This window comes from Streptomyces sp. NBC_01017 (assembly GCF_045162795.1).
Lineage (GTDB): Bacteria > Actinomycetota > Actinomycetes > Streptomycetales > Streptomycetaceae > Streptomyces > Streptomyces machairae.
The window spans coordinates 8,699,166-8,718,416 of the sequence record NZ_CP108683.1 but is presented as its reverse complement, the minus strand read 5'-3'; the positions used below and the strand labels follow the sequence as shown (position 1 = coordinate 8,718,416).

The window sequence follows — 19,251 nt, the reverse complement described above, 5'->3', positions numbered from 1 at the left end:
CTGAGAGGAAAGGGAGTTCACCGCTGCTTTTCCGGTTCCGGCCTTGGAGCTAGGGGGCCGCAGGCGCCGCCGGGCGTTTGAACATCCGCGTGGCCGTGATCTCGCTGCGCACCGCCTCCCCCGCCCGGGGCTGGTGCGGCAATCCCGGGCGAAGATGTTCCTCCACGCTGATGTACTTCAGGCCCGCCCTGAGGTCGGCGTCGTTGCGCAGTCGGATGACCAGCGGGAACTCGGCCAGGGCGGTCGTGTCGAACAGGCCGGTCGTGTAGAGGAGTTGGACGCCGAGGGCGTCCGAGACGGCTCGCTGCAGCTCCAGGAGGTAGGTGGCGTTGGCGCGTCCGATGGGGTTGTCCAGGAACAGCGTGCCGGCGTGGCGGTGCTTGTCCCGGCCCCGGTCGTTCGACCGCAGGGCGGCCATCGTGCAGTACAGGGCGATGGCCGCCGTCAGCAGCTGGCCGCCGGAGAACACGTCGCCCATCTGTCCGACGGGCACCCGCTCGGCACGCAGCACGGCGTCCGGCTTGAGGATCTCGACGGCGACACCCTTGGGCTGAAGCGCCGCCGCAACGCCGCGCAGGAGCAGGGACATGCCGTCCCGCCGCAAGTCCGAGTTCTTCTTCACCGCCGCGCGCGTGGCCTCGTCGACGACCTCGCCGAGTCGTTCCGTGAGGGTGGCCTGGTCGGGCTCCTCGAATCGGATGCGCAGGAACTCCTGTCCGGACCACTCGCCTAGGCCCTCGGGCAGGCGGGACAGCCGCTGCGCGGACCGCAGCGTCGTCAGCGCCGACTCGACCAGGCCGCGCAGGCGGTCCACGATGGAGTCCCGGTTCCGTTCCAGCTGGGCCAACTCGTCGGTGAGCACGCGGAGTCGGGGCGCGAAGGCGTCCGCCCACTTCTGCGCGTGTTCGGGCAGTGCGGAGGCGGGCAGTTCGCGGATCTGCTGGCGGGCCGGTGTGCGGACCTGTTCGTAGCGCGTGGAGTTGGCGTGCCGTACGAGCACGTCGCTCGCCTCGCGGACGGCGGCCTCGGCGGCGGAGAGATCTGCGGCGCAGCCGCGCAACGACCGGCGGGCCTCGGCGGCGGAGTGCCTGGCCTCCTCAGGGCTGCCGGGGTACGGCTCCGGCGCCTCCTGCTCCTCGTCCGAGGTGTGCTCTCGCAGCAGGTCGCGCAGCATTGCGGCGATCTCGTCGAATCCGCCGGCCGCGTCCTCGGCGGCGCGGTGGGCGTCGAGGAGCTCTGCGTGCGCCTCGCGGGCCTGTGTCAACGCCTCGGTGCGGGAGGCGAGTTCGGCGGTCGTCGTACGCAGCAAGGCCTGCGCGTGCTCGGCGTCACGCGGCTGGAGTTCCTCGGAGAGGTCGGTGTGGGTCTCGCCGTCCTCGGGCGCGTGCCGTTCGGCCTCGCCGCGAAACCGCCCGAGCTGCTCGCTCGCGCTGGACATCCGGGTCTCCAGGAGCTGGACGAGTTCCTCCGCGCGTGAGGCAGCCGCCTGCCGGGAGGGCCCGTCGGAGCCGTCGGTCGACTCAAGGAGCTGTTCGGCCCGGGTGCGGACCTTGTTGCTGAGCCGGTCCAGTTCCGCGCGTGCCGCGCTCTCGTCGCTCTCCGCGCGGGCCTGCTCGGCGCGCAGATCGGCGCCGACGCCGACCTTCTCGTACACCTGGGAGGCGGCCCGGTATGCCTCGCGCAGCGCGGGCAGGGACCCCCTCAGGGCTTCCGCGTCGGTGTCCGGCACATCGTCGGGGGCGCCCGCGATCTCCGATCGCTCGGCCCGCAGGGCACGCGCGGTGCGGCGCGCGTCGTCGGCGGCGCGCTGGGCGGCGCGACGGTCCTCGTCGGCGGCGCGAGCGCGCTCCAGGCAGGTCTGCGCGCGGGCCTCGGATTCGGTGGCCTCGTCGGCGAGTTCGCGCAACTTGACCTGCCAGCCGGCCCGCTCGCGCAGTCGGAACGCCAGCCCGGCCAGGGCGTCGGCGGCTCGCCGCGCCTTCTGGGCGGCCTCCTGCCGCTCGTCGCGGACCTGCGCGGCCTCGGCGGCGGCTTCGTCGGCCTCGGTCCGCACGGTCCGCGCCTCGGCCAGTTCCGCCTCGGACTCCTCGGCGAACGCGCGCGCGTCCCGGGCCGCCTGCGCCAGCTCGACCAGTCGGCCGGCCGGGCAGCCGGTCCGCCACGAGGCGAGGCGCGCCGCCAGTTCCCGGTCCTTGCCGAGCCGTGCGGCGAGGGCGCGGATCTCCTCGTCCCGCTCGGTGGCCCGCGCGCGCAGCGCCTGTCGTTCCTCGTCGGCGGCGTGCTCGTCGTGCATGGCGGGGTTCGGCGGCACGAGGAAGACGTCAGGAGAGGCGCCGCTCGGGGAATCCGGTGCCGGAGTCGGGGCGAGCAGGGCGGCTGCGGTGCCGACGGCCACGGCGGACCGGGGCAGCAGCGCGGCGTCGCTCAGCACCTCGCGGGCACGCGCGTGCGTGGCGGGGTCGGTGATGATCACGCCGTCGACCAGTTCGGGGCGGGCGGCCAGCACACGCGCGTGGTCGGCCGGGTCGACCGCCTGCGCGAGGTAACGCCAGCCCGGCAGGGCCGGGATGCCCTGCTCGCCGAGGAACTCCACGGTGGCCAGCACGTCCGGGCCGGGCGGCAGCAGCCCGCCGTCACCGAGCGCGCCCAGGATCCGGGAGTCGTCGGCGGCGGCCGTACGCAGCTCGAACAGCTGCCGCTCGGCGGTGGAGACGCTGTCGTCGAGCAGCTCGCGCAACTCGTCGGCGAACCGGTCCAGTTCCTCCGGCGTGAGGGCGCCTTCGTCGACCGAGGCATGGGCGACCGCCTCCGCGGCGTTCTGCGCGGCCGTGCTTCCCTCGCCGTCGTCACCCGCGCGGGGAGCGGGAACGGCTCCGGGAGCAAGAGCGGCGCGGCGCTTCGCGCCCGACTCGCCGGTCAGGCCGATCAGTTCCGCGAGCCGTTCCTCCGCCGCGAGTCCCTCGGCGAGACGGCGCTCGGCGTCGTAGGAACGCTCCGCGGCGGCTGCCGCGTCCGCCGCGCGGGCCGCCGTCAGTTCGGCGCGGGACTCGGCCGAGGCCGCCTCGCGCGCGTGTTCCGAAGCACGCCGGGAGGCCTCGCGGGCGGTGTCCCAGGCCGCGACGGCCGTCTTCTCGGCGTCGCTCGCCGCAAGGGCCGCGCGCGCCGGGTCGGCGTCGGGCGCGCTGTCGTCGAGCCAGCCGGCCCGCACGGCCTCGGCGGTCTCCTGCTCCACCTCGGACAGCCGCTGGCGCAGATGCCCGACCTCACTGCGGGCGCGCTGCGCCTCGGTGGCGGCGGCGGTGGAGTCCCGGTACGCGGACTCGCTGACCTCCTGGAGGGCGGCGGACCGCTCCTCCCCCTCGTTGGCGAGGGTCTCGGCTCTCTCCGCGGCCGCGTGCAGGGCCCGTACGAGATCGACGGCGGCCTTGGCGCGGGCGGCCAGGGCGGGCGCCGCGTCGCGCTCGGCCTCCTGGATGGCGGTGGCCACGCGCGCGACGCGGTCGGCGGCGGCGCGGTGTCGCAGGACGGCCTCGGCACCCTGCCAGGCCGAGTGCAGCGTGCGGGCGTCGGCGAGCTCGCGCTTCTGTGCCGCCGCCGACTTCTCGGCAGCCGCGAGGGCCAGCGAGGCGTGCCGGTAGGCCAGTTCGGCCGCGATCAGCGCGCTGCGGTCCCGGCCCGCCTCGGCGTGGGTGACGGCGGAGGCGGCGGCGGTGACCCGCTGGGCGAGGTCGCCGGCCCGCACGCGCTCCTGAACACCCCGCGCGGACAGTCGCCTGGCCAGGGTCCGGGTGCGCCGCTCGGCCCCGGCGTGGATGTCACGCGCGCGAGAGCGGGCCTCGGCGACCTCGACGATCTGCCCGAGCAGGTCGACGGAACCGGCGGTGAAGTCCCGCTCGGCGATCAGCTCGGCCCGCCGGCCCAGCTTGTTGCCGAAGCCGCCGACCAGGTCGGCGAGGCCGTCGGTGTCGCGCGTATCCGTCACGGCCCGCAGCAGCAGGTCGGTGAAGTCGGAGTCCTTCTTGACCGCGAAGAGGCCGGCCGCCTCACCCTCGTCGGCGTTCATCTCCCGCTGGTAGCGGAAGAGTTCGGGGTCGAGACCGAGGTCGCCGAGGTGCTCGATCCAGCGGTCGTGGATCTCCTCCCAGTGCACCTCCAGATGCGGATACGCCTTGCCCGCCTCCGTGATGGCGTCCCGGAAGCCCTTCATCGTGCGCCGCCGGCCCCGCGCGCCCGACTGGCCCTCGGCGGGCGGCCGCACGGCGGTGGACTCGGCGACGGGCAGGTTGTCCAGGCTCAGCCCGGGTCCCGGGCGGAAGGAGTACCAGGCCTCGGCGAACTTCCGCGGGTCGTTGGAGACCTGGCGCCCGCGCCACTCGCTGGCCTTGCCGACCACGACGCACTCGCCGGTGAGCGTGTGCTGCCACTCCAGCGCGACATGCCCGCAGTCGTCGGCGAGCAGGAACTTGCGCAGCACGCCGGAGCTGGCGCCGCCGAGGGTGTTGCGGTGGCCCGGCAGCATCACAGAGAAGATCAGCTTGAGGAGGACCGACTTGCCGCCGCCGTTCTCCAGGAAGAGCACCCCCGCGGGAGCGGGCCGGCGCGGCGGTCCGGTGGGCTCCTCCTCGAAGAACTCCGCCTGCATGGGCGCGGGATCGGGGACGGGCTCGCCGACACCGCGCAGGTCAAGCACGGTGTCGGCGTAGCGCGCACCGGCCGGCCCGATGGAGTAGAGGCGGACCCGGGACAGCTCGTACATGGCGGACTCTCGTAAGTCTTCGTCAGATCGGGGAAGTTCGGGGCTTCGGACGGAATCGGAGATTCAGGTGGATCAGAGATTCAGACCGGTTCGGAGATTCAGACCGGTTCGGAGATTCAGGCGGAGTGGAACGGCAGCCCGGCGTCGGCCACCAGCTCCAGGTCGTCCGTGTTCTCGGCGGGCAGCAGCGTCGGTGTGCCGTCGGTGACCGGGACCACGCCCAGCTCCAGCAGTTCGGCCATGGCGGCGCTGCCCGCCATGTCACGGACTTGAAGTTGGTAACGGGCGGTCGTCCGGAAGGTGCCGCCGCTGTCGTCGCCCGTCCGCTGGAGAAATCCTGAGTCGGTGAGAAACGCGGCCGCCTTGCCGACGATGCCGGTCGTCGAACCGGCGAGTCTGCGTGCGTCCTTGGTGGCGCCGGTCGCGCTGCGTCTCACCCAGATGCGCCAGGCGGCCTCCAGGCCGGGCGCGTCCGTGGCGGGGTCGGTGTTCTCCCCCTGCTCGGCCGCGCGCTCCTCCAGCCGGCGGCAGGCCTGCCGGACGAAGGCGTCGACGCCATTGACCGTCACGCGCCCGATGTAGCCGTCGTCGGCCAGGTCCTCGGGCCGCGGGAACGCCATGGCAGCGATGGCGAGATGGGCCAGCCCGTGCAGGAAGCGGTCGCTGCCGTCGGCCGACGTACGACGCGCGTAGTCGCCCATGCGGACGGCGAACACGGAGTCCTCGGCGGCCGTGACGGCCATCCCCGCGCGCGGGGACACCTCCAGCACCACCAGCCCGAGCCCGGCGGCCACGGCGTCCGCGAGCCGGGCGAACGGCGGGTCTTCCCGGTACCGCCGCAGCAGCTCCGTGTACTCCTGATCGCGCGCGGGCTGCAACTTCGGCTGCAGCCCGAAGGCGACCAGCCGGGCCGCGTCGGCCGCGTCGGCGGGAGTCACGGCGGCGGTCGCCGACGGGGCCGGGGCCTCGGTGTCACTCCACTCGGCGTGCTCGCTCACGGTCCGGGCTCCTTGCTGCGCTGTTGCTCACTCATGCTGCTTCCGTCCTGTCCGCCGCCATCCCGGCCGCGTCCAGCAGGGCCGTCCCCACGATCAGGTCGGCGCCGCCGAACTCGGGATCCTCCAGCTCCGTCCCGTCGTCCACGGCGAACAGCAGCTTCTCCTCGCCCTGCCGGTAGGCCGTACCGACCGGCGGACTGGCCGCGTGGACCGCCAACAGAGCCACCAGGTACGGCAGCTCGGGATCCTGCCGACGCGCCTGGGCCAACAGCCCCGACAGCCTGCGCGGGGCGTCGGCCGGCAGGTCCAGCAGCTCCATCGCCGAGGCCAACTGCTCCTCGCTGAACCGGCTGTCGTCCGGTGTCGCGATGAGGTCGGGCTCGGGCATCTCGGCGCCCAGGTGCTCCCGCTCCACGGGCGGCGTCAGCAGTATGTCGACGAGATCACCCACCCGGACCGACACCGGCGTACGCAGCCCGGTCCCGCACGCGAAGAAGGCGTCCGTGACCCGGACGGACTGCTCCAGGGGCAACGGCAGGACAGGGGCGACGAGATGGCCGTACAGGTCGACCCCCGATGTCGTCATCGGCGTTGCGAAGGCCTGCCGGTCCTGCTCGGCGCGGAACAGCGGCCCGGCCTCCAGCAGGCGGGACTGCAGCTGGGTGTGGCGTCGGATGCAGTCCTTGACGATGTCGACGAGCTCGGCCGCACGGCGCTTGTGCTCGGGGTCCTCGGTCTCGTCGCGCGCCTTGCGGATGTTGGTCAGGATCGCGTTCTCATGGCGGTACCGGTCGGCGACATGGTCGAGCGCCTCGGCGATCATGTCCGGCACGGTGTTCAGCCAGTCGACCGCCCGGACGTTGCGCCGGGTCGCGTCCAGGGCCCTGCGGAGCGTCTCCGAGTACTGCACGGTCCGGTACCGGGCCTGCTCGGCGGCCAGCTGGGCGTCGGCGAGCCGGCCGCGGTTGATCAGCACTTCGAGCTTGACCTCGGCGGCGATCTGGGCGCTGGTGACGTCGGTGTCGAGGGCGCCGACGAGGACGTTGACCGCCTCGTCGGTCGTACGGAGATACACCGTGCCGCCAGGGCCCGGCACCTCCTCGATCAGCTTGAAGTCATAGTCACGGCGGACATAGCTGCCGTCCGGCGCGAACGTGCCGTAAACGGCACGAAAGCCGCGGTCCACGCTGCCGACATTGATCAGGTTCTCCAGGACCCAGCGGGCCACTCGCTCGTGCTCGGCGACGGGGCGCCGCGGGGCCTGGGCGGCGATGCGGGGGATGAGCCTGGCGACTATCTGGTCGTGGTCGGCTCCCGTGTCGAAGTCCATGTTCAGTGTGACCAGGTCGATGGCGGCGAGCGCCACCTCCGCCATGCCGTACACCGAGTACTCCCCGGCGAGGTTGGCCTTGCGCGCATCGAGGTCGTGCAGCGGCGCGGTGCAGGCGAGCGCACGCAGCCGTCGCGCCAGCCCCTCGTCGGCGGCCGGGCCCGGAGCGGGGCGCGGCCCCGCGCTGAGCTGGGGCGGAACACGGTCCGTCGATGCGGGTGAAGTCACGATGCACAGACTAGGTCCTAGGTCTGACAACGACCCAAACGACGCCGATCGCCCCCTGCGATGGCCGGGCGACCATGGTCATCCTCGTCCGCGGGACGATGGAGGCGGGGCGTGCCGTCGCGGCGGCGGCGCATGTCGACTCGGCCCCGCGCCTTCAGCCACATACCGGCAGAGCCCCGTGAGCAAGGGCTTCACCTAGGCGAGTGTTTCACCCTCCCCCACCCGCCGCCGGTACACCTCGACCACCCGCTCCAGCGAGTCCTCGAGATAGACCGCGAGCATCTTCTCGGCCCCGCTCCGGTCCCCTGCTTCCAGGGCCCGGAGGATCTGCTGGTTGCGTGCGAGGTACGGCTCGTGCAGCCGGTGCGGATCGTCGACGACGTGGAACGCGAGCCGCAGCTCGGCGAAGACGCTGCGCATGAGTTCGTCGGTGCGTTCGCTGCCCGCGAGCGCCACCAGTTCGCGGTGGAAGTGGATGTTGGCCGTCCCCAGCCCTTTCCAGTCACCTTCACGCACCGCGCGCTGCCCCTCGGCGACGGCTTCGGCGGGCCCCTCCAGGAGGTACGGCGGTTCGCCGAGCCCGCGGACGACGGCGCACTCGACGAGGCGACGGGTGCGGTAGATGTCCTCGACGTCCTCCACCGTCAGGACCCGCACGAACACGCCCCGGTTCAGCTCGTGGACGAGGAGCCGTTCATGGGTGAGCAGCCGAAACGCCTCGCGCAGTGTGTTGCGGGACACACCCAGCGCCCCTCCGATGCTGTCCTCCGACAGCCGGGTGCCGGGCGCGAAGTAGCCCTCGGCGATGCGGCTTCTGAGGATGTCCGAGACCCGCTCCGCCGTGCTCGTACGACCCAGGAGGGCACGGTCGTCGGCCAGTCCGCCCAGCTGCTCTGCCATGCCCGGAATTCAACCGCAGACCCGAGAACGAAACAACAGGGGTATTGAAGGATCGTTCAACGATCCTCTACCTTGCTGCTCACCGTTCAGCTCAGTTCAGCTCCGTTCGGCTCAGTTCCGCACCCCCGTCCCCTCTCTGCGAGGTGCCCATGAGCACGACCCCTCCACCGCAGGCTCTGAAAGACACCCAGGCCACCACCGCCGAACGCGCCGACGACGACGGCGCGTTCGGCTGGCTGCGCGCCCTCGGCCCGCGCGGCCGCCGCGCCTTCGCGGGCGCTTTCGGCGGCTATGCCCTGGATTCGTACGACTACTTCACGCTTCCGTTGAGCATGGTCGCGCTGGCCGCGTACTTCGGCCTGGACAGCGGCCAGACCGGCCTCTTCACCACCGTCACGCTCGTGGTCTCCGCGATCGGCGGCGCGCTCGCCGGCGTGCTCGCCGACCGGATAGGCCGGGTCAAGGCGCTGATGATCACGGTCATCACGTACGCGATCTTCACCGTCGCCTGCGGGTTCGCCCCCAACTACGAGTGGCTGCTGGTCTTCCGCGCCCTCCAGGGCCTCGGCTTCGGCGGCGAATGGGCGGTCGGCGCGATCCTGGTCGCCGAGTACGCGAGCGCCAAGCACCGTGGCCGCACGCTCGGCGCGATCCAGAGCTCGTGGGCCGTCGGGTGGGCTCTGGCCGCGATCATGTACACCGTCGTCTTCTCGCTCGTCGACGACGACCTGGCCTGGCGCGTGATGTTCTGGACCGGCGCACTGCCCGCGCTGCTCGTCATCTGGATGCGGCGCCGGGTGCAGGACGCCCCCGAGGCCGTCGCCGTACGTGAACAGAGCACCCAGAAGGGTTCGTTCGCGGCCATCTTCAAGCCCGGGCTGCTGCGTACGACGATCTTCGCCGGACTGCTCTCCACGGGCGTCCAGGGCGGCTACTACACCCTCGCCACCTGGGTGCCGACCTACCTCAAGACCGAGCGCGACCTGTCGGTCGTCGGTACGGGCGGCTATCTGACGTTCCTGATCTCGGGCGCCTTCATCGGTTACCTCACCGGCGGTTACCTCACCGACCGGCTGGGCCGTCGGCGCAACATCTGGCTGTTCGCGCTGCTGTCGGCCGTCTGCATCCTGGCGTACGCGAACATCCCCAGTGGCTCCAACACCCTGCTCCTGGTGCTCGGTTTCCCGCTCGGGTTCTGCATGTCGGCGATCTTCAGCGGCTTCGGGTCCTACCTGAGCGAGCTGTACCCGACGGCGGTGCGCGGCACGGGACAGGGCTTCACGTACAACACCGGCCGCGCGGTGGGCGCCATCTTCCCCACCACGGTCGGCTTCCTGGCCGACAGCTGGGGCGTGGGCGGCGCGCTGGTCTTCGGCGCGATCGGCTACGGCATCGCCGCACTGGCCCTGCTCGGGCTGCCCGAGACGCGCGGGAAGGAGCTGGCGTGAACCGTACGGAGGACCGTCCGCCCGCCCTCGAAGAGGGCCGGCCGCTCACCCGCGAAGAAGGCCGGACACCGGCCCTGACGGAGGACCGTCCGCTCAGCCTCGAAGCGGACCGCCCCCTCACCCTCGTCGACAAGCACGCGCACGCGTGGAGCCCGCGAACGGCACGCGCCCGCTTCCGGGAAGGCCTCACCGGGCCCACCGCCGGGGTCGCCGCGGGGCACACCCAGGTCAACCTGATCTCGGTGCCCGCCGACTGGGCGTACGACATGCTGCTGTTCTGCCAGCGCAATCCCAAGCCCTGCCCGGTCCTGGACGTCACGGACGCCGGTTCCTGGACGACCGTCCTCGCCGACGGCGCCGACCTGCGCACCGATCTGCCGCGCTACCGGGTGTGGCGGGACGGCGAGTTGGTGGACGAGCCGAAGGACGTACGTGCGCACTGGCGCGACGACCTGGTGTCGTTCCTCATCGGTTGCAGCTTCACCTTCGAGTGCGCGCTGGCCGAGGCCGGCGTCCCGATCCGCCACGTCGAGCAGGGCCGCAACGTCCCGATGTACGTGACCAGCCGCCAGTGCCGGCCGGCGGGGCGGCTGCACGGCCCGATGGTGGTGTCCATGCGCCCGGTGCCGCCGGAGCATGTGGCGGCGGCGCTGCGGGAGACCGGTCTCCTCCCGGCGGTGCACGGCAGCCCCGTGCACTGCGGCGATCCGTCGGCGCTGGGCATCGCCGATCTCGGCCGCCCCGACTTCGGCGATCCGGTCGAGGCGGAGCCGGACGACATCCCGTTGTTCTGGGCCTGCGGAGTGACCCCGCAGGCCGCCGTGATGGCCTCGCGGCCGCCGTTCGCCATCACCCACGCACCGGGCCAGATGTTCCTGACCGACGCCCGTGACGAGCAGTACCGCATCGCCTGAGAAGTCACCCGAAGAGAAGTCACCCGACAGGAGAAACGACGGACCGATGACCTCCATCGACCTGAACGCCGACCTCGGCGAGGGCTTCGGCCGCTGGCAGCTCACCGACGACGAACGGCTGCTGTCGGTCGTCACCAGCGCCAACGTGGCCTGCGGCTTCCACGCCGGGGACGCGGCCACCATGCGGCGGGTGTGCGAGCAGGCGGCCGAGCGCGGGGTACGGGTCGGCGCCCAGGTCTCCTACCGGGACCTGGCGGGGTTCGGGCGGCGCGCGATGGACGTGCCGTCCGCCGAGCTGGCGGCCGAAGTGGCCTACCAGATCGGCGCCCTGGCGGTCTTCGCGCGGGCAGCCGGCACGCGCGTGTCGTACGTCAAGCCGCACGGCGCGCTCTACAACCGCGTCGTGCACGACGAGGAGCAGGCCGGCGCGGTCGTCGACGGCGTGCTCCTGGCGGACGCCTCGCTGCCCGTGCTCGGTCTGCCGGGCTCACGACTACTGGAGTTGGCCGCCAAGGCAGGGCTGCCGGCCGTCAAGGAGGCGTTCGCGGACCGCGCGTACACCGAGCAGGGCACGCTCGTGCCGCGCGGCCGGGAAGGCGCCGTGATCACCGACCCGGAGGCCGTCGTGGAGCGCTCGGTGGGCCTGGCCCGCTCGGGCGTGGTCACCTCCCACTCCGGAGTTCCCGTGGCGGTACGCGCGCGTTCCCTGTGCCTGCACGGGGACACGCCCGGCGCCGTCGAGCTGGCCCGACGGGTGCGGGCACGGCTGGAGGAGTCGGGTGTGCGCGTGGAGGCCTTCGTATGAGGGCGCTGCCCGTCGGCGACGACGCTCTGCTCGTCGAGGTGGCCTCGGGCGAGGAGGCCCGGGCGCTCCACGCCGAGCTGCTGCGCCGCCGCGCGCAGGGCTCGCTGTCCGTCCGCGAGATCGTTCCGGCGGCCCGTACGGTGCTGCTCGACGGGCTCGCCGACCCGGCCCGCCTGGCCTCCGAACTGACCACCTCCGAAGTGCCGCACGCTCCCCCTCGCGCGGGTGAGGTCGTCGAGCTCCCGGTGCGCTACGACGGCCCGGACCTGGCCGACGTCGCGGCGCACTGGGGCGTCTCCCCGCCCGAGGTGGCCCGCATCCACGCGGACACCGAATTCAGCGTCGCCTTCTGCGGTTTCGCCCCCGGGTTCGGCTATCTGACCGGCCTGCCGCCGCGCTACGACGTGCCGCGCCGGGCCACGCCGCGCACGGCCGTCCCCGCCGGTGCGGTGGCGCTGGCAGGCCCGTACACGGGCGTGTATCCGCGCTCGTCGCCGGGCGGGTGGCAGCTGATCGGCACCGCGGACGCCGTGCTGTGGGACCACACGCGTGTGCCGGCCGCGCTGCTGTCGCCGGGCACGCGCGTGCGCTTCGTTCCGGTGGGGTGCTCATGACCGACCGCGCGCTGTCCGTCGTACGCGCCGGGGCGCTCACCACCGTGCAGGACCTCGGCCGGCCCGGGCACGCCCACCTCGGGGTGCCCCGCTCGGGTGCGCTGGACGGGCCCGCGGCGGCGCTGGTCAACCGCCTGGTCGGCAACCCTCCGGAGGCAGCCGTACTGGAGACCACGCTCAACGGCTGTGCGGTACGGCCCCGTTCGACGGTGACCGTGGCGGTCGGCGGCGCGCCCTGCCGCGTCACGGTGGATGGACGTCCGGTCGCCTGGGGCGCTGCGGTGCGCGTGCCCGCCGGTGCGCTTCTGGACGTAGGCGGGGCCATGTCCGGCGTACGGAGCTATGTGGCCGTGTCCGGCGGCATCGCCGTCGAGCCGGTCCTCGGCAGCCGCTCCACGGACCTGCTGTCCGGCCTCGGCCCAGCGCCTCTCACGGACGGCACGGTGCTCCCCCTGGGCCGGCCGACGCAGCTGCACGCGCGCGTGGACGTCGCCCCGCAGCCGGCGCCCCCCTCCGAACTGGTCCTGCGGGTGACGCCGGGCCCGCGCGACGACTGGTTCACCCCGGCGGCCGTGCGTGCCTTCACCTCCCACCCCTATCGCGTGTCCGCCGCGAGCAACCGCATCGGGCTGCGCACCGAGGGCCCCGCCCTGGAACGGGCGCGCACCTGCGAACTTCCCAGCGAGGGCGTGGTCCTGGGCGCGGTCCAGGTCCCGCCCGACGGACGGCCGGTCGTGTTCCTGGCCGACCACCCGACGACGGGCGGCTACCCGGTGATCGCCGTCGTCTGCGCGGCCGACCTCCCGGCCGCCGCACAGGCCGTACCGGGGACGCCGGTCCGCTTCGTGGCCGTACGCCGTCGCTGACGCCCGCCACTGCGCCGACCACCTCCCGCCACGCACGCGTGCGTGGCGCCCGCCTCAGGCGGCGTGGGATGCCGCTCCGGAGGCCGAGCCCTGTCCTGGCAACCGCTACGCCGCCTCAGGTGCGGGTTGCGGCTCCTGGACCGAGCGCTGTCCGGGCACGGGCACCGACAGTCCCTCCGGCCGGGACAGGTGTTCGGGCACGGATCCACGATCGGTGACCAACCGGTGCTCGGCCGCCGGCCGGTGATCGGTCACCGACCGGTGTTCCGGTGCCATCGGATGCTCGGGCACCGCCACCCGGTCGGACAGCGGCCCCTGCCCGGCCAACGCCACCGACTCGGACACCGAGCGGTGCCCGGCCGACGCCGTCCCGTCCGGCATCGACAGCACCGCCAACGCCCTGGACACCGACTGTGCCGCGCGCAGGTCGAGCCGGTCGCTGGTGCCCTTCGCGCGGTGCCGCATCTCGACGGCGGCGAGGCGGACCAGCTGGGGCAGCAGGTCGTTGCAGCGCCGGATCATCCAGGCCGTACCCGCGGTGGCCAGCCACAGCAGGCTCGCCGACTTGGTGGGCGGCGGGAACTCGGGCTCGGGCGAGGGCGCCGTCTGTGTCGCGAGGGCCCGGTGCGCGAGCATCGCGTGGAAGCGCAGGGCGATCTGCCGGTGCCCGCGCTCCCCGGGGTGCAGCCGGTCGGAGCTCCACATCGCGCGCTCCATGATCCAGGCGTCGTCGACCGCGTGCAGATGCAGCGCCCCGTACCGCTCGGACAGCGTGTGGACCACCGTGTTGACGGCCCGCTGCCGACGGGCCAGCGGGTTGCCCAGGATTCCCGGCAGGCCCAGCATCGTGCCCGGGTCGGGCAGGCATGCCGTGAGCACGGCCGTGCCCTGACGGGTGAAGGACGCGTAGACCTTGTCGAGGCGCTCGGCGATCTTCTCTATGTCGAAGGTGCTGCGCAGCGTGTCGTTGACGCCCACGAGGACGGACGCGACGTCGGGCCGCAGGGACAGCGCCGTCGGCAGCTGCTTCTCCAGCACGTCCCGCGTCTGTGCCCCACTCACGGCGAGGTTGGTGAACTCGGCAGCCGGCTCGGACAGTCCGCCGGCGAGCAGCGCGGCCCAGCCGCGCCACCCGTTCCCCACGGGATCGCCCACCCCCTCGGTCAGCGAGTCCCCGAGGGCGACGTAGCGGAGCGGTCTCATGCCGCGCCCTCCGCACGGGCGAAGGGACGTACCGGCACCGCCGCTTCGTGCGCGGTGAGGAACGCGTCCACCGCCGTGCCCCAGCCGAAGCACTCCGCACGCGCGCGTGCCGCCTCGCGGCGCTCGCGCTCGGGACGGTCGAGCAGCATCTCCACGGCGTCCGCGAAGGCGTCGCCGTTGTCCGCCGCGGTGGCTCCGGCGGAGCCGATCACCTCCGGCAGCGCGGAGGACGCGCTCGCCACCACAGGCGTGCCGCAGGCCATGGCCTCCAGCGCGGCGAGCCCGAACGTCTCGGCGGGCCCGGGGGCCAGGCAGATGTCGGCGGAGGCCTGCAGCGCGCCGAGCAGGCTGCGGTCGGCGACATGGCCGAGGAAGGTCACCGGCAGGTCGCGCTCCTGCGCCCGCTTCTCCAGGCCGGCGCGCAGGGGCCCGTTGCCGGCCACCACGAGCACCGCTCGCACGCCGCGCCGGCGCAGCGACTCCAGGGCGTCCAGCGCGGTGCCGGGCCGCTTCTCGACGGAGAGCCGGGAGCACATCACGAGCAGCTTCTCGTCCGCACGCGCGTGGGTCTCGCGCAGCGCCGCGTCCCGCAGGGTGGGCCGCCGGTTCATCAGGTCGACGCCCAGCGGAGCCCGCACGACGTTGCGGGCTCCGATCCGCACGAACTCCCGCTCGGCGAACTCGGTGGTGCACACGACCTTCGAGTAGGTGTGGGCGGTACGGAGGTTCAGGGCGTCGGCAGCCCGCCGGGACAGGTTCTCCGACAGGCCCCAGGTGCGCAGCACGCCGTCGGCGGTCTCGTGGGAGACCATCACCGCGCGGACCCGGGCGCGGCGGGCCCACTTGCCGGTCCACCGCAGCGTCGTCCGGTCGGAGACCTCCAGGCGGTCGGGGGCGAGCTCCTCCAGGAGGGCCGCGACCCGCCGCTTGTCGACGAGCACGCGGTAGCCGCCGGTGCCGGGCAGCATCGGGCCGGGCAGGGTGATCACACGGCCCTGCTCGGTCTCGCAGTCGCTGTACTTCTCGCCCGGCACGATGAGGACGGGGTCGTGGCCCGCCAGCTTGAAGCCCTTGCCCAGTTCGCGCAGCGCGGTGCGCAGGCCTCCGGAGGCGGGGGCGACGAAGTTCGCCAGCCGGACGATCCGCAGCCCGGTGTTCGTCGACGGGTTCACGGACGGGTTCACAGAGGGGTTACCTGAGGCGTTCACCGAGGAGTTCATACCGCCACCGCCGGCCTCCGCGCCTTGAGCACGGCCTCGTAGTGGGCGATGAGCTGGTCGCCGATGGCCGCCCAGGTGCGGCCGTCGACCGTCGCGTGTCCGGCGGCCCCGTACGCGGCCCGCAGCGCCGGGTCGGCGACCAGGGAGCCCACGGCGTCCCGTACGGCGTCGGCGTCGCGCGGCGGCACCAGGAGCCCGGTGCGGCCGTGGTCGACCAGGTCCAGCGGACCGCCGGCGGCCGGCGCCACGACCGGCACACCGCTCGCCATGGCCTCCTGCACGGTCTGGCAGAAGGTCTCGAACGGACCCGTGTGGGCGAAGATGTCGAACGAGGCGAAGATCCGGGCGAGGTCGTCCCCGCCGCGGCGGCCCAGGAAGACCGCGCCGGGCAGCGCCTCGGCGAGCGCGGGCTGGCTCGGCCCGTCGCCGACGATCACGACCTTCACGCCCGCCAGGCCGCACACGCCGGAGAGCAGCTCGATGTGCTTCTCCGGGGCGAGCCGCCCGACGTAGCCGACGATGACCTCGCCGTTCGGGGCGAGTTCCCGGCGCAGCTTCTCGTCGCGCAGCTCGGGGCGGAAGCGTGCGGTGTCCACGCCGCGTGCCCACAGCTTGAGCCGGGGCACCCCGTGGGCCTCGAGGTCGTTCATGGACGCGCTGGACGGGACGAGGGTGAGGTCGGCGGCGGAGTGGACGGACCTTATGCGCCGCCAGGCCGCTGCCTCGCCGGCGCCCATGTAGGTGCGGGCGTATCCGGCCAGGTCGGTCTGGTAGACGGCGACGGCGGGGATGCCGAGCCGGGCGGCGGCGGCCATGCCGCGGACGCCGAGGACGAAGGGGCTGGCCAGGTGCACGATGTCGGGCTGGTGCTGGATCAGCGCGGCGGCCAGGCGCCGGCTGGGGAGGGCGACCCTGACCTGGGGATAGCCGGGGAGCGGAAGGGAGGGGACATGGACGACGGGGCAGGGCGCCAGGGCGGCGGCTGCCTTGTTCCCGGGAGCGGGAGCGGGTGCGACGACGAGGGGAGCGTGACCGCGGTCGACGAGGTGTCGGGCGGTCTGGAGCGCGCAGTGGGCCACGCCGTTCACATCGGGGGGAAAGGATTCGGTCACGATGACGACACGCATACCGGTGTTGTCGCCGTGCTGGACGTGGCCGCGTCAACGTGGATCTTTCCAAACAAGAAACGTCCCATGAGCGTTGCGCTCCGCGACCGAACGGGTCAGGTCCCGGCCATGCAGACCTGACCCGTCGGCCACCCCGAGTTCACCTGGCGGGCGGATCTCCGCGGACGTTCACAGTGCGGTCACATGTCCCGGCCGATGGTCAGCCGGTGGTTGCGTCGGGTCCGATCCGGCTGCGTACGGCCGTCTGGACCTCGGCCTCCTCGGCCGGATCGGCGGCGAGCCGGCGCAGTCGCTCGACCACGCGGGTGTCACCGGTCTCGGCATGCCGGGCGGCGATCTCGCGGGTGGTCTCCTCGCAGTCCCAGAGGCACTCGACGGCGAATCCTGAGGCGTAGGAGGGGTCGGTGGCGGCGAGAGCGCGAGCGGTGCGGCCCCGTAGATGGGAGGACGCCGTCTCGCGGTAGATATGGCGCAGTACGGGGGCCGCGCAGGCGATGCCGAGCCGTCCGGTGCCGTCGACCAGGGTCCACAGGGTCGGGGCGTCGGGACCTTCGCCCCGTACGGCCTCGCGCAGCGCCGCCAGGACCAGGTCCTTGTCCTCGGCCCCGCCCCGGCAGGCGAGCATGCGTCCGGCGGCGGCACCGAGCGGATCGGGCCTTCGGGCCCAGCCGCGCGCGCGGTCGATGGCGGCGACGCTGCGCATCCGTTCGAAGGCGTCGAGGGCCGCATCCACGACCGCCGAAGAGCCGGTGATCACGGCCGCCTCGATCAGGTCGAGGGCGCCGGGATCGTTGGTGTCGGCCAGGTAGCGCAGGGCGGTGCAGCGGGCTCCGTCGGTGCCGTCCTTGGCGGCAGCGACGATTTCGGGCCGGTCCTCGGCGCCGGCGACGGCCATGAGGCACCGCGCGGCCGGCACATGGAGCGCGGCTCCGCGCTCCATGCCCTGCTGGGCCCATTCGAAGACCGCCTGCACGCTCCACCCCGGACGGGGGCCGGTAGGTCGCATCTGCCGCTGCCAGCGGTCAAAACAGCCGGCCTCGTGAGCGGCACGCACACGTGTGGCGATCGATTCGCGCTGATCCTCGGCCCAGAGCCGCCACGGGCGTGGCTCAAAAGCATCGCGTACGACGGCGGCCAGCTCGGCCTCACCCTCGGGATCGGCCGGGAACCGCGCCAGCACGGGCGCGGCGAGGGCACGCAGCCCCGCGTCGTCGTCCCTGAGCGCGAGTTCGTCCAGGGCCCAGGCCCAGTTGGAGCCCGAGGCGGCGTACCTGCGCAGCAGCGCGAGCGCGTCCAGCCTGCCGTAGGAGGCGAGGTGGCCGAGGACGGCGAGGGCCAGCCCCGTGCGGGATTCCTCGGTGTCGAGGGCGTCCTCGACGTCGAAGAGGTGCGCCTCGATCTCGTCCAGCTCGCCGTTCAGGTCGAGGTAGAGACGGGCGTAGTACAGGGAGCGGTTCTCCACCTGCCAGTCGTGGCGGGGGTCCCGCAGCACACAGTGGTTCAGGGCCGCGAGCGCTTCGGCGCGCGGGGCGGTGAGCGCGTGCAGTGTGCCGTCGCCGCGGCCCCGCTGAAGCAGGCCGAGCAGCGTACCGCTGGGCGCTATGACCGGTTCGAACATGGGAAACAGCCTCACATCAAGCGTCGACGCAACCGGGGTTCTTGCTTCACCTGGCCGCGTGACAACACGTCGGGGCGCCCGCCGTTTCCTGCTTGCTGTAGACCATCTTCCTCTGCCTCTCGTCGGTGGCCCATGCGGACCGCATCACGGCCCGCGCGGTGCGGCAACACCTGCCCAGCCATCGCGTCCGTGAATCACGACGTCATGATGACTCGGCACTTCCATCTGCCGCGACCGAAATTTCGGCGGCCTTGTACCGCCTCCCCCGTTTTCTGCGTTTTCGCTGGTCAGAACATTCGGATCAGTGTGCGCCGAACAGTTCGAGCAGTTCTGTCTTGGCGAACATCCGGGCCGTGTCGACGGCCGAAGGCGTTCCGGAGGCGGGGTCGGCGCCGCCCTCGAGCAAGGCCTTGATGACTTCCGTCTCACCCTTGAAGACGGCACCGGCGAGCGGCGTCTGGCCCCGGTCGTTGACGTGGTCGGCCTCGGCACCCCGGGCGAGCAGGGCGCGCACCGCCCCGGCGTGCCCGTGATAGGCGGCGAGCATCACGAGGGAGTCGCCGCGGTCATTGGTGAGGTTGGCCGGAACGCCCGCGTCGACGTACGCCACGAGCGCCTCGGTCTGCCCCTGCCGGGCCAGATCGAAGATCTTGGTCGCCAGCTCCACGACCTCCGGGTCGGGGGCATCAGTCATCGGCCGGACCGCCTCTCACTACGTACACGGGGACTGCGGGGAACTGCTGGGAACTGCGGGGAGCACGGGTACGACCGCGAGCGGTGCTCGGCCGTACGAGTGATTCGCCAGGGTACTGGCTCGCGCGGCACATGACCTGATGCGCTCGCGGCAAAGATCATCGCAGACACGGCGGGACGCAACACCCAAGCTCATCCGCCTCAGGACACTCCGCCAACAGGAGGAAATCTGACGAATTTCACCCAGTTGCACCTTTTATAGTATGGATACATCCTGTGAGCCTGGAAGTACTCATGGTGACTGTCCCCACCAAACCAGGAGCACTCACATGATCCTCTCCATCTCAGGCGTCGTTCTGCTGGGCATCGTCGTCTTCATCTTCTTCCGCAAGGACGGGCTGAAGGCGTCGCACGCCCTGATCTCGGCCCTGTTCGGCTTCTATCTGGCAAGCACGGCCATCGCCCCGAGCATCAAGGCCGGCGGCGAGAGCCTGGCGAGCCTGCTGGGCGGCATCCAGTTCTGACGCCGCC

14 protein-coding genes and 1 pseudogene are annotated in these 19,251 nt (G+C 72.7%); 6 read left to right on the top strand and 9 right to left on the bottom strand.

Annotated elements, in window-relative coordinates; translation table 11 throughout:
• Nucleotides 1-49 precede the first annotated feature (49 nt).
• The 4 genes from OG331_RS40045 to OG331_RS40030 form a co-directional block, all read right to left on the bottom strand.
• On the bottom strand, nucleotides 50-4,756 hold the full coding sequence (locus tag OG331_RS40045) for a hypothetical protein (RefSeq protein ID WP_406206055.1): 4,707 nt from the start codon (nucleotides 4,754-4,756) through the stop codon (nucleotides 50-52).
• 116 nt (nucleotides 4,757-4,872) lie between these two features.
• A complete protein-coding gene (locus OG331_RS40040; RefSeq protein WP_406206053.1) occupies nucleotides 4,873-5,754 on the bottom strand; it encodes a hypothetical protein in 882 nt (293 codons plus the stop codon).
• Nucleotides 5,755-5,785: 31 nt separating this feature from the next.
• On the bottom strand, nucleotides 5,786-7,312 hold the full coding sequence (locus tag OG331_RS40035) for a hypothetical protein (protein WP_406206050.1): 1,527 nt from the start codon (nucleotides 7,310-7,312) through the stop codon (nucleotides 5,786-5,788).
• Between the two features lie 195 nt (nucleotides 7,313-7,507).
• A complete protein-coding gene (locus OG331_RS40030; RefSeq protein WP_406206047.1) occupies nucleotides 7,508-8,212 on the bottom strand; it encodes a GntR family transcriptional regulator in 705 nt (234 codons plus the stop codon).
• Nucleotides 8,213-8,361: 149 nt separating this feature from the next.
• On the opposite strand from OG331_RS40030, the gene OG331_RS40025 reads away from it, so the two are divergent.
• The 5 genes from OG331_RS40025 (at nucleotide 8,362) to OG331_RS40005 (ending at nucleotide 12,859) form a co-directional block, all read left to right on the top strand.
• Nucleotides 8,362-9,660, top strand: coding sequence for an MFS transporter (locus tag OG331_RS40025; RefSeq protein ID WP_406206044.1), 1,299 nt, complete (start codon nucleotides 8,362-8,364; stop codon nucleotides 9,658-9,660).
• A gap of 74 nt (nucleotides 9,661-9,734) precedes the next feature.
• Nucleotides 9,735-10,574, top strand: a complete 840-nt coding sequence (locus OG331_RS40020) for a putative hydro-lyase (RefSeq protein WP_406210621.1) — start codon at nucleotides 9,735-9,737, stop codon at nucleotides 10,572-10,574.
• A 46-nt stretch (nucleotides 10,575-10,620) separates the two neighbouring features.
• Nucleotides 10,621-11,379, top strand: coding sequence for a LamB/YcsF family protein (locus OG331_RS40015; protein ID WP_406206041.1), 759 nt, complete (start codon nucleotides 10,621-10,623; stop codon nucleotides 11,377-11,379).
• On the top strand, nucleotides 11,376-11,993 hold the full coding sequence (locus OG331_RS40010) for an allophanate hydrolase subunit 1 (RefSeq protein ID WP_406206038.1): 618 nt from the start codon (nucleotides 11,376-11,378) through the stop codon (nucleotides 11,991-11,993). The genes OG331_RS40015 and OG331_RS40010 overlap by 4 nt, the downstream gene beginning before the upstream one ends.
• Complete coding sequence (locus OG331_RS40005; RefSeq protein WP_406206035.1) at nucleotides 11,990-12,859, top strand: biotin-dependent carboxyltransferase family protein; 870 nt, start codon at nucleotides 11,990-11,992, stop codon at nucleotides 12,857-12,859. The genes OG331_RS40010 and OG331_RS40005 overlap by 4 nt, the downstream gene beginning before the upstream one ends.
• 378 nt (nucleotides 12,860-13,237) lie before the next feature.
• Here the strand turns inward: OG331_RS40005 and OG331_RS40000 are convergent.
• The 5 genes and pseudogenes from OG331_RS40000 to OG331_RS39980 all read right to left on the bottom strand — a co-directional run.
• Nucleotides 13,238-14,062: pseudogene (locus OG331_RS40000) on the bottom strand (SGNH/GDSL hydrolase family protein); the annotation flags it as partial.
• Nucleotides 14,059-15,282, bottom strand: a complete 1,224-nt coding sequence (locus OG331_RS39995) for a glycosyltransferase (protein ID WP_406206032.1) — start codon at nucleotides 15,280-15,282, stop codon at nucleotides 14,059-14,061. The gene OG331_RS39995 and the pseudogene OG331_RS40000, both read right to left, overlap by 4 nt.
• The gene (locus OG331_RS39990) at nucleotides 15,279-16,409 is read right to left on the bottom strand and encodes a glycosyltransferase family 4 protein (protein WP_406206029.1); all 1,131 of its coding nucleotides are present in this window, start codon (nucleotides 16,407-16,409) and stop codon (nucleotides 15,279-15,281) included. Before OG331_RS39990 ends, OG331_RS39995 begins: the two co-directional genes overlap by 4 nt.
• 199 nt (nucleotides 16,410-16,608) lie before the next feature.
• Nucleotides 16,609-18,027, bottom strand: a complete 1,419-nt coding sequence (locus tag OG331_RS39985) for a HEAT repeat domain-containing protein (protein WP_406206026.1) — start codon at nucleotides 18,025-18,027, stop codon at nucleotides 16,609-16,611.
• 301 nt (nucleotides 18,028-18,328) lie between these two features.
• A complete protein-coding gene (locus OG331_RS39980; RefSeq protein ID WP_406206023.1) occupies nucleotides 18,329-18,721 on the bottom strand; it encodes an ankyrin repeat domain-containing protein in 393 nt (130 codons plus the stop codon).
• A gap of 328 nt (nucleotides 18,722-19,049) precedes the next feature.
• Here OG331_RS39980 and OG331_RS39975 point away from each other — a divergent pair, with 328 nt between their 5' ends.
• Nucleotides 19,050-19,244, top strand: a complete 195-nt coding sequence (locus tag OG331_RS39975; RefSeq protein WP_004002760.1) for a hypothetical protein — start codon at nucleotides 19,050-19,052, stop codon at nucleotides 19,242-19,244.
• The last annotated feature ends 7 nt before the right edge of the window (nucleotides 19,245-19,251 follow it).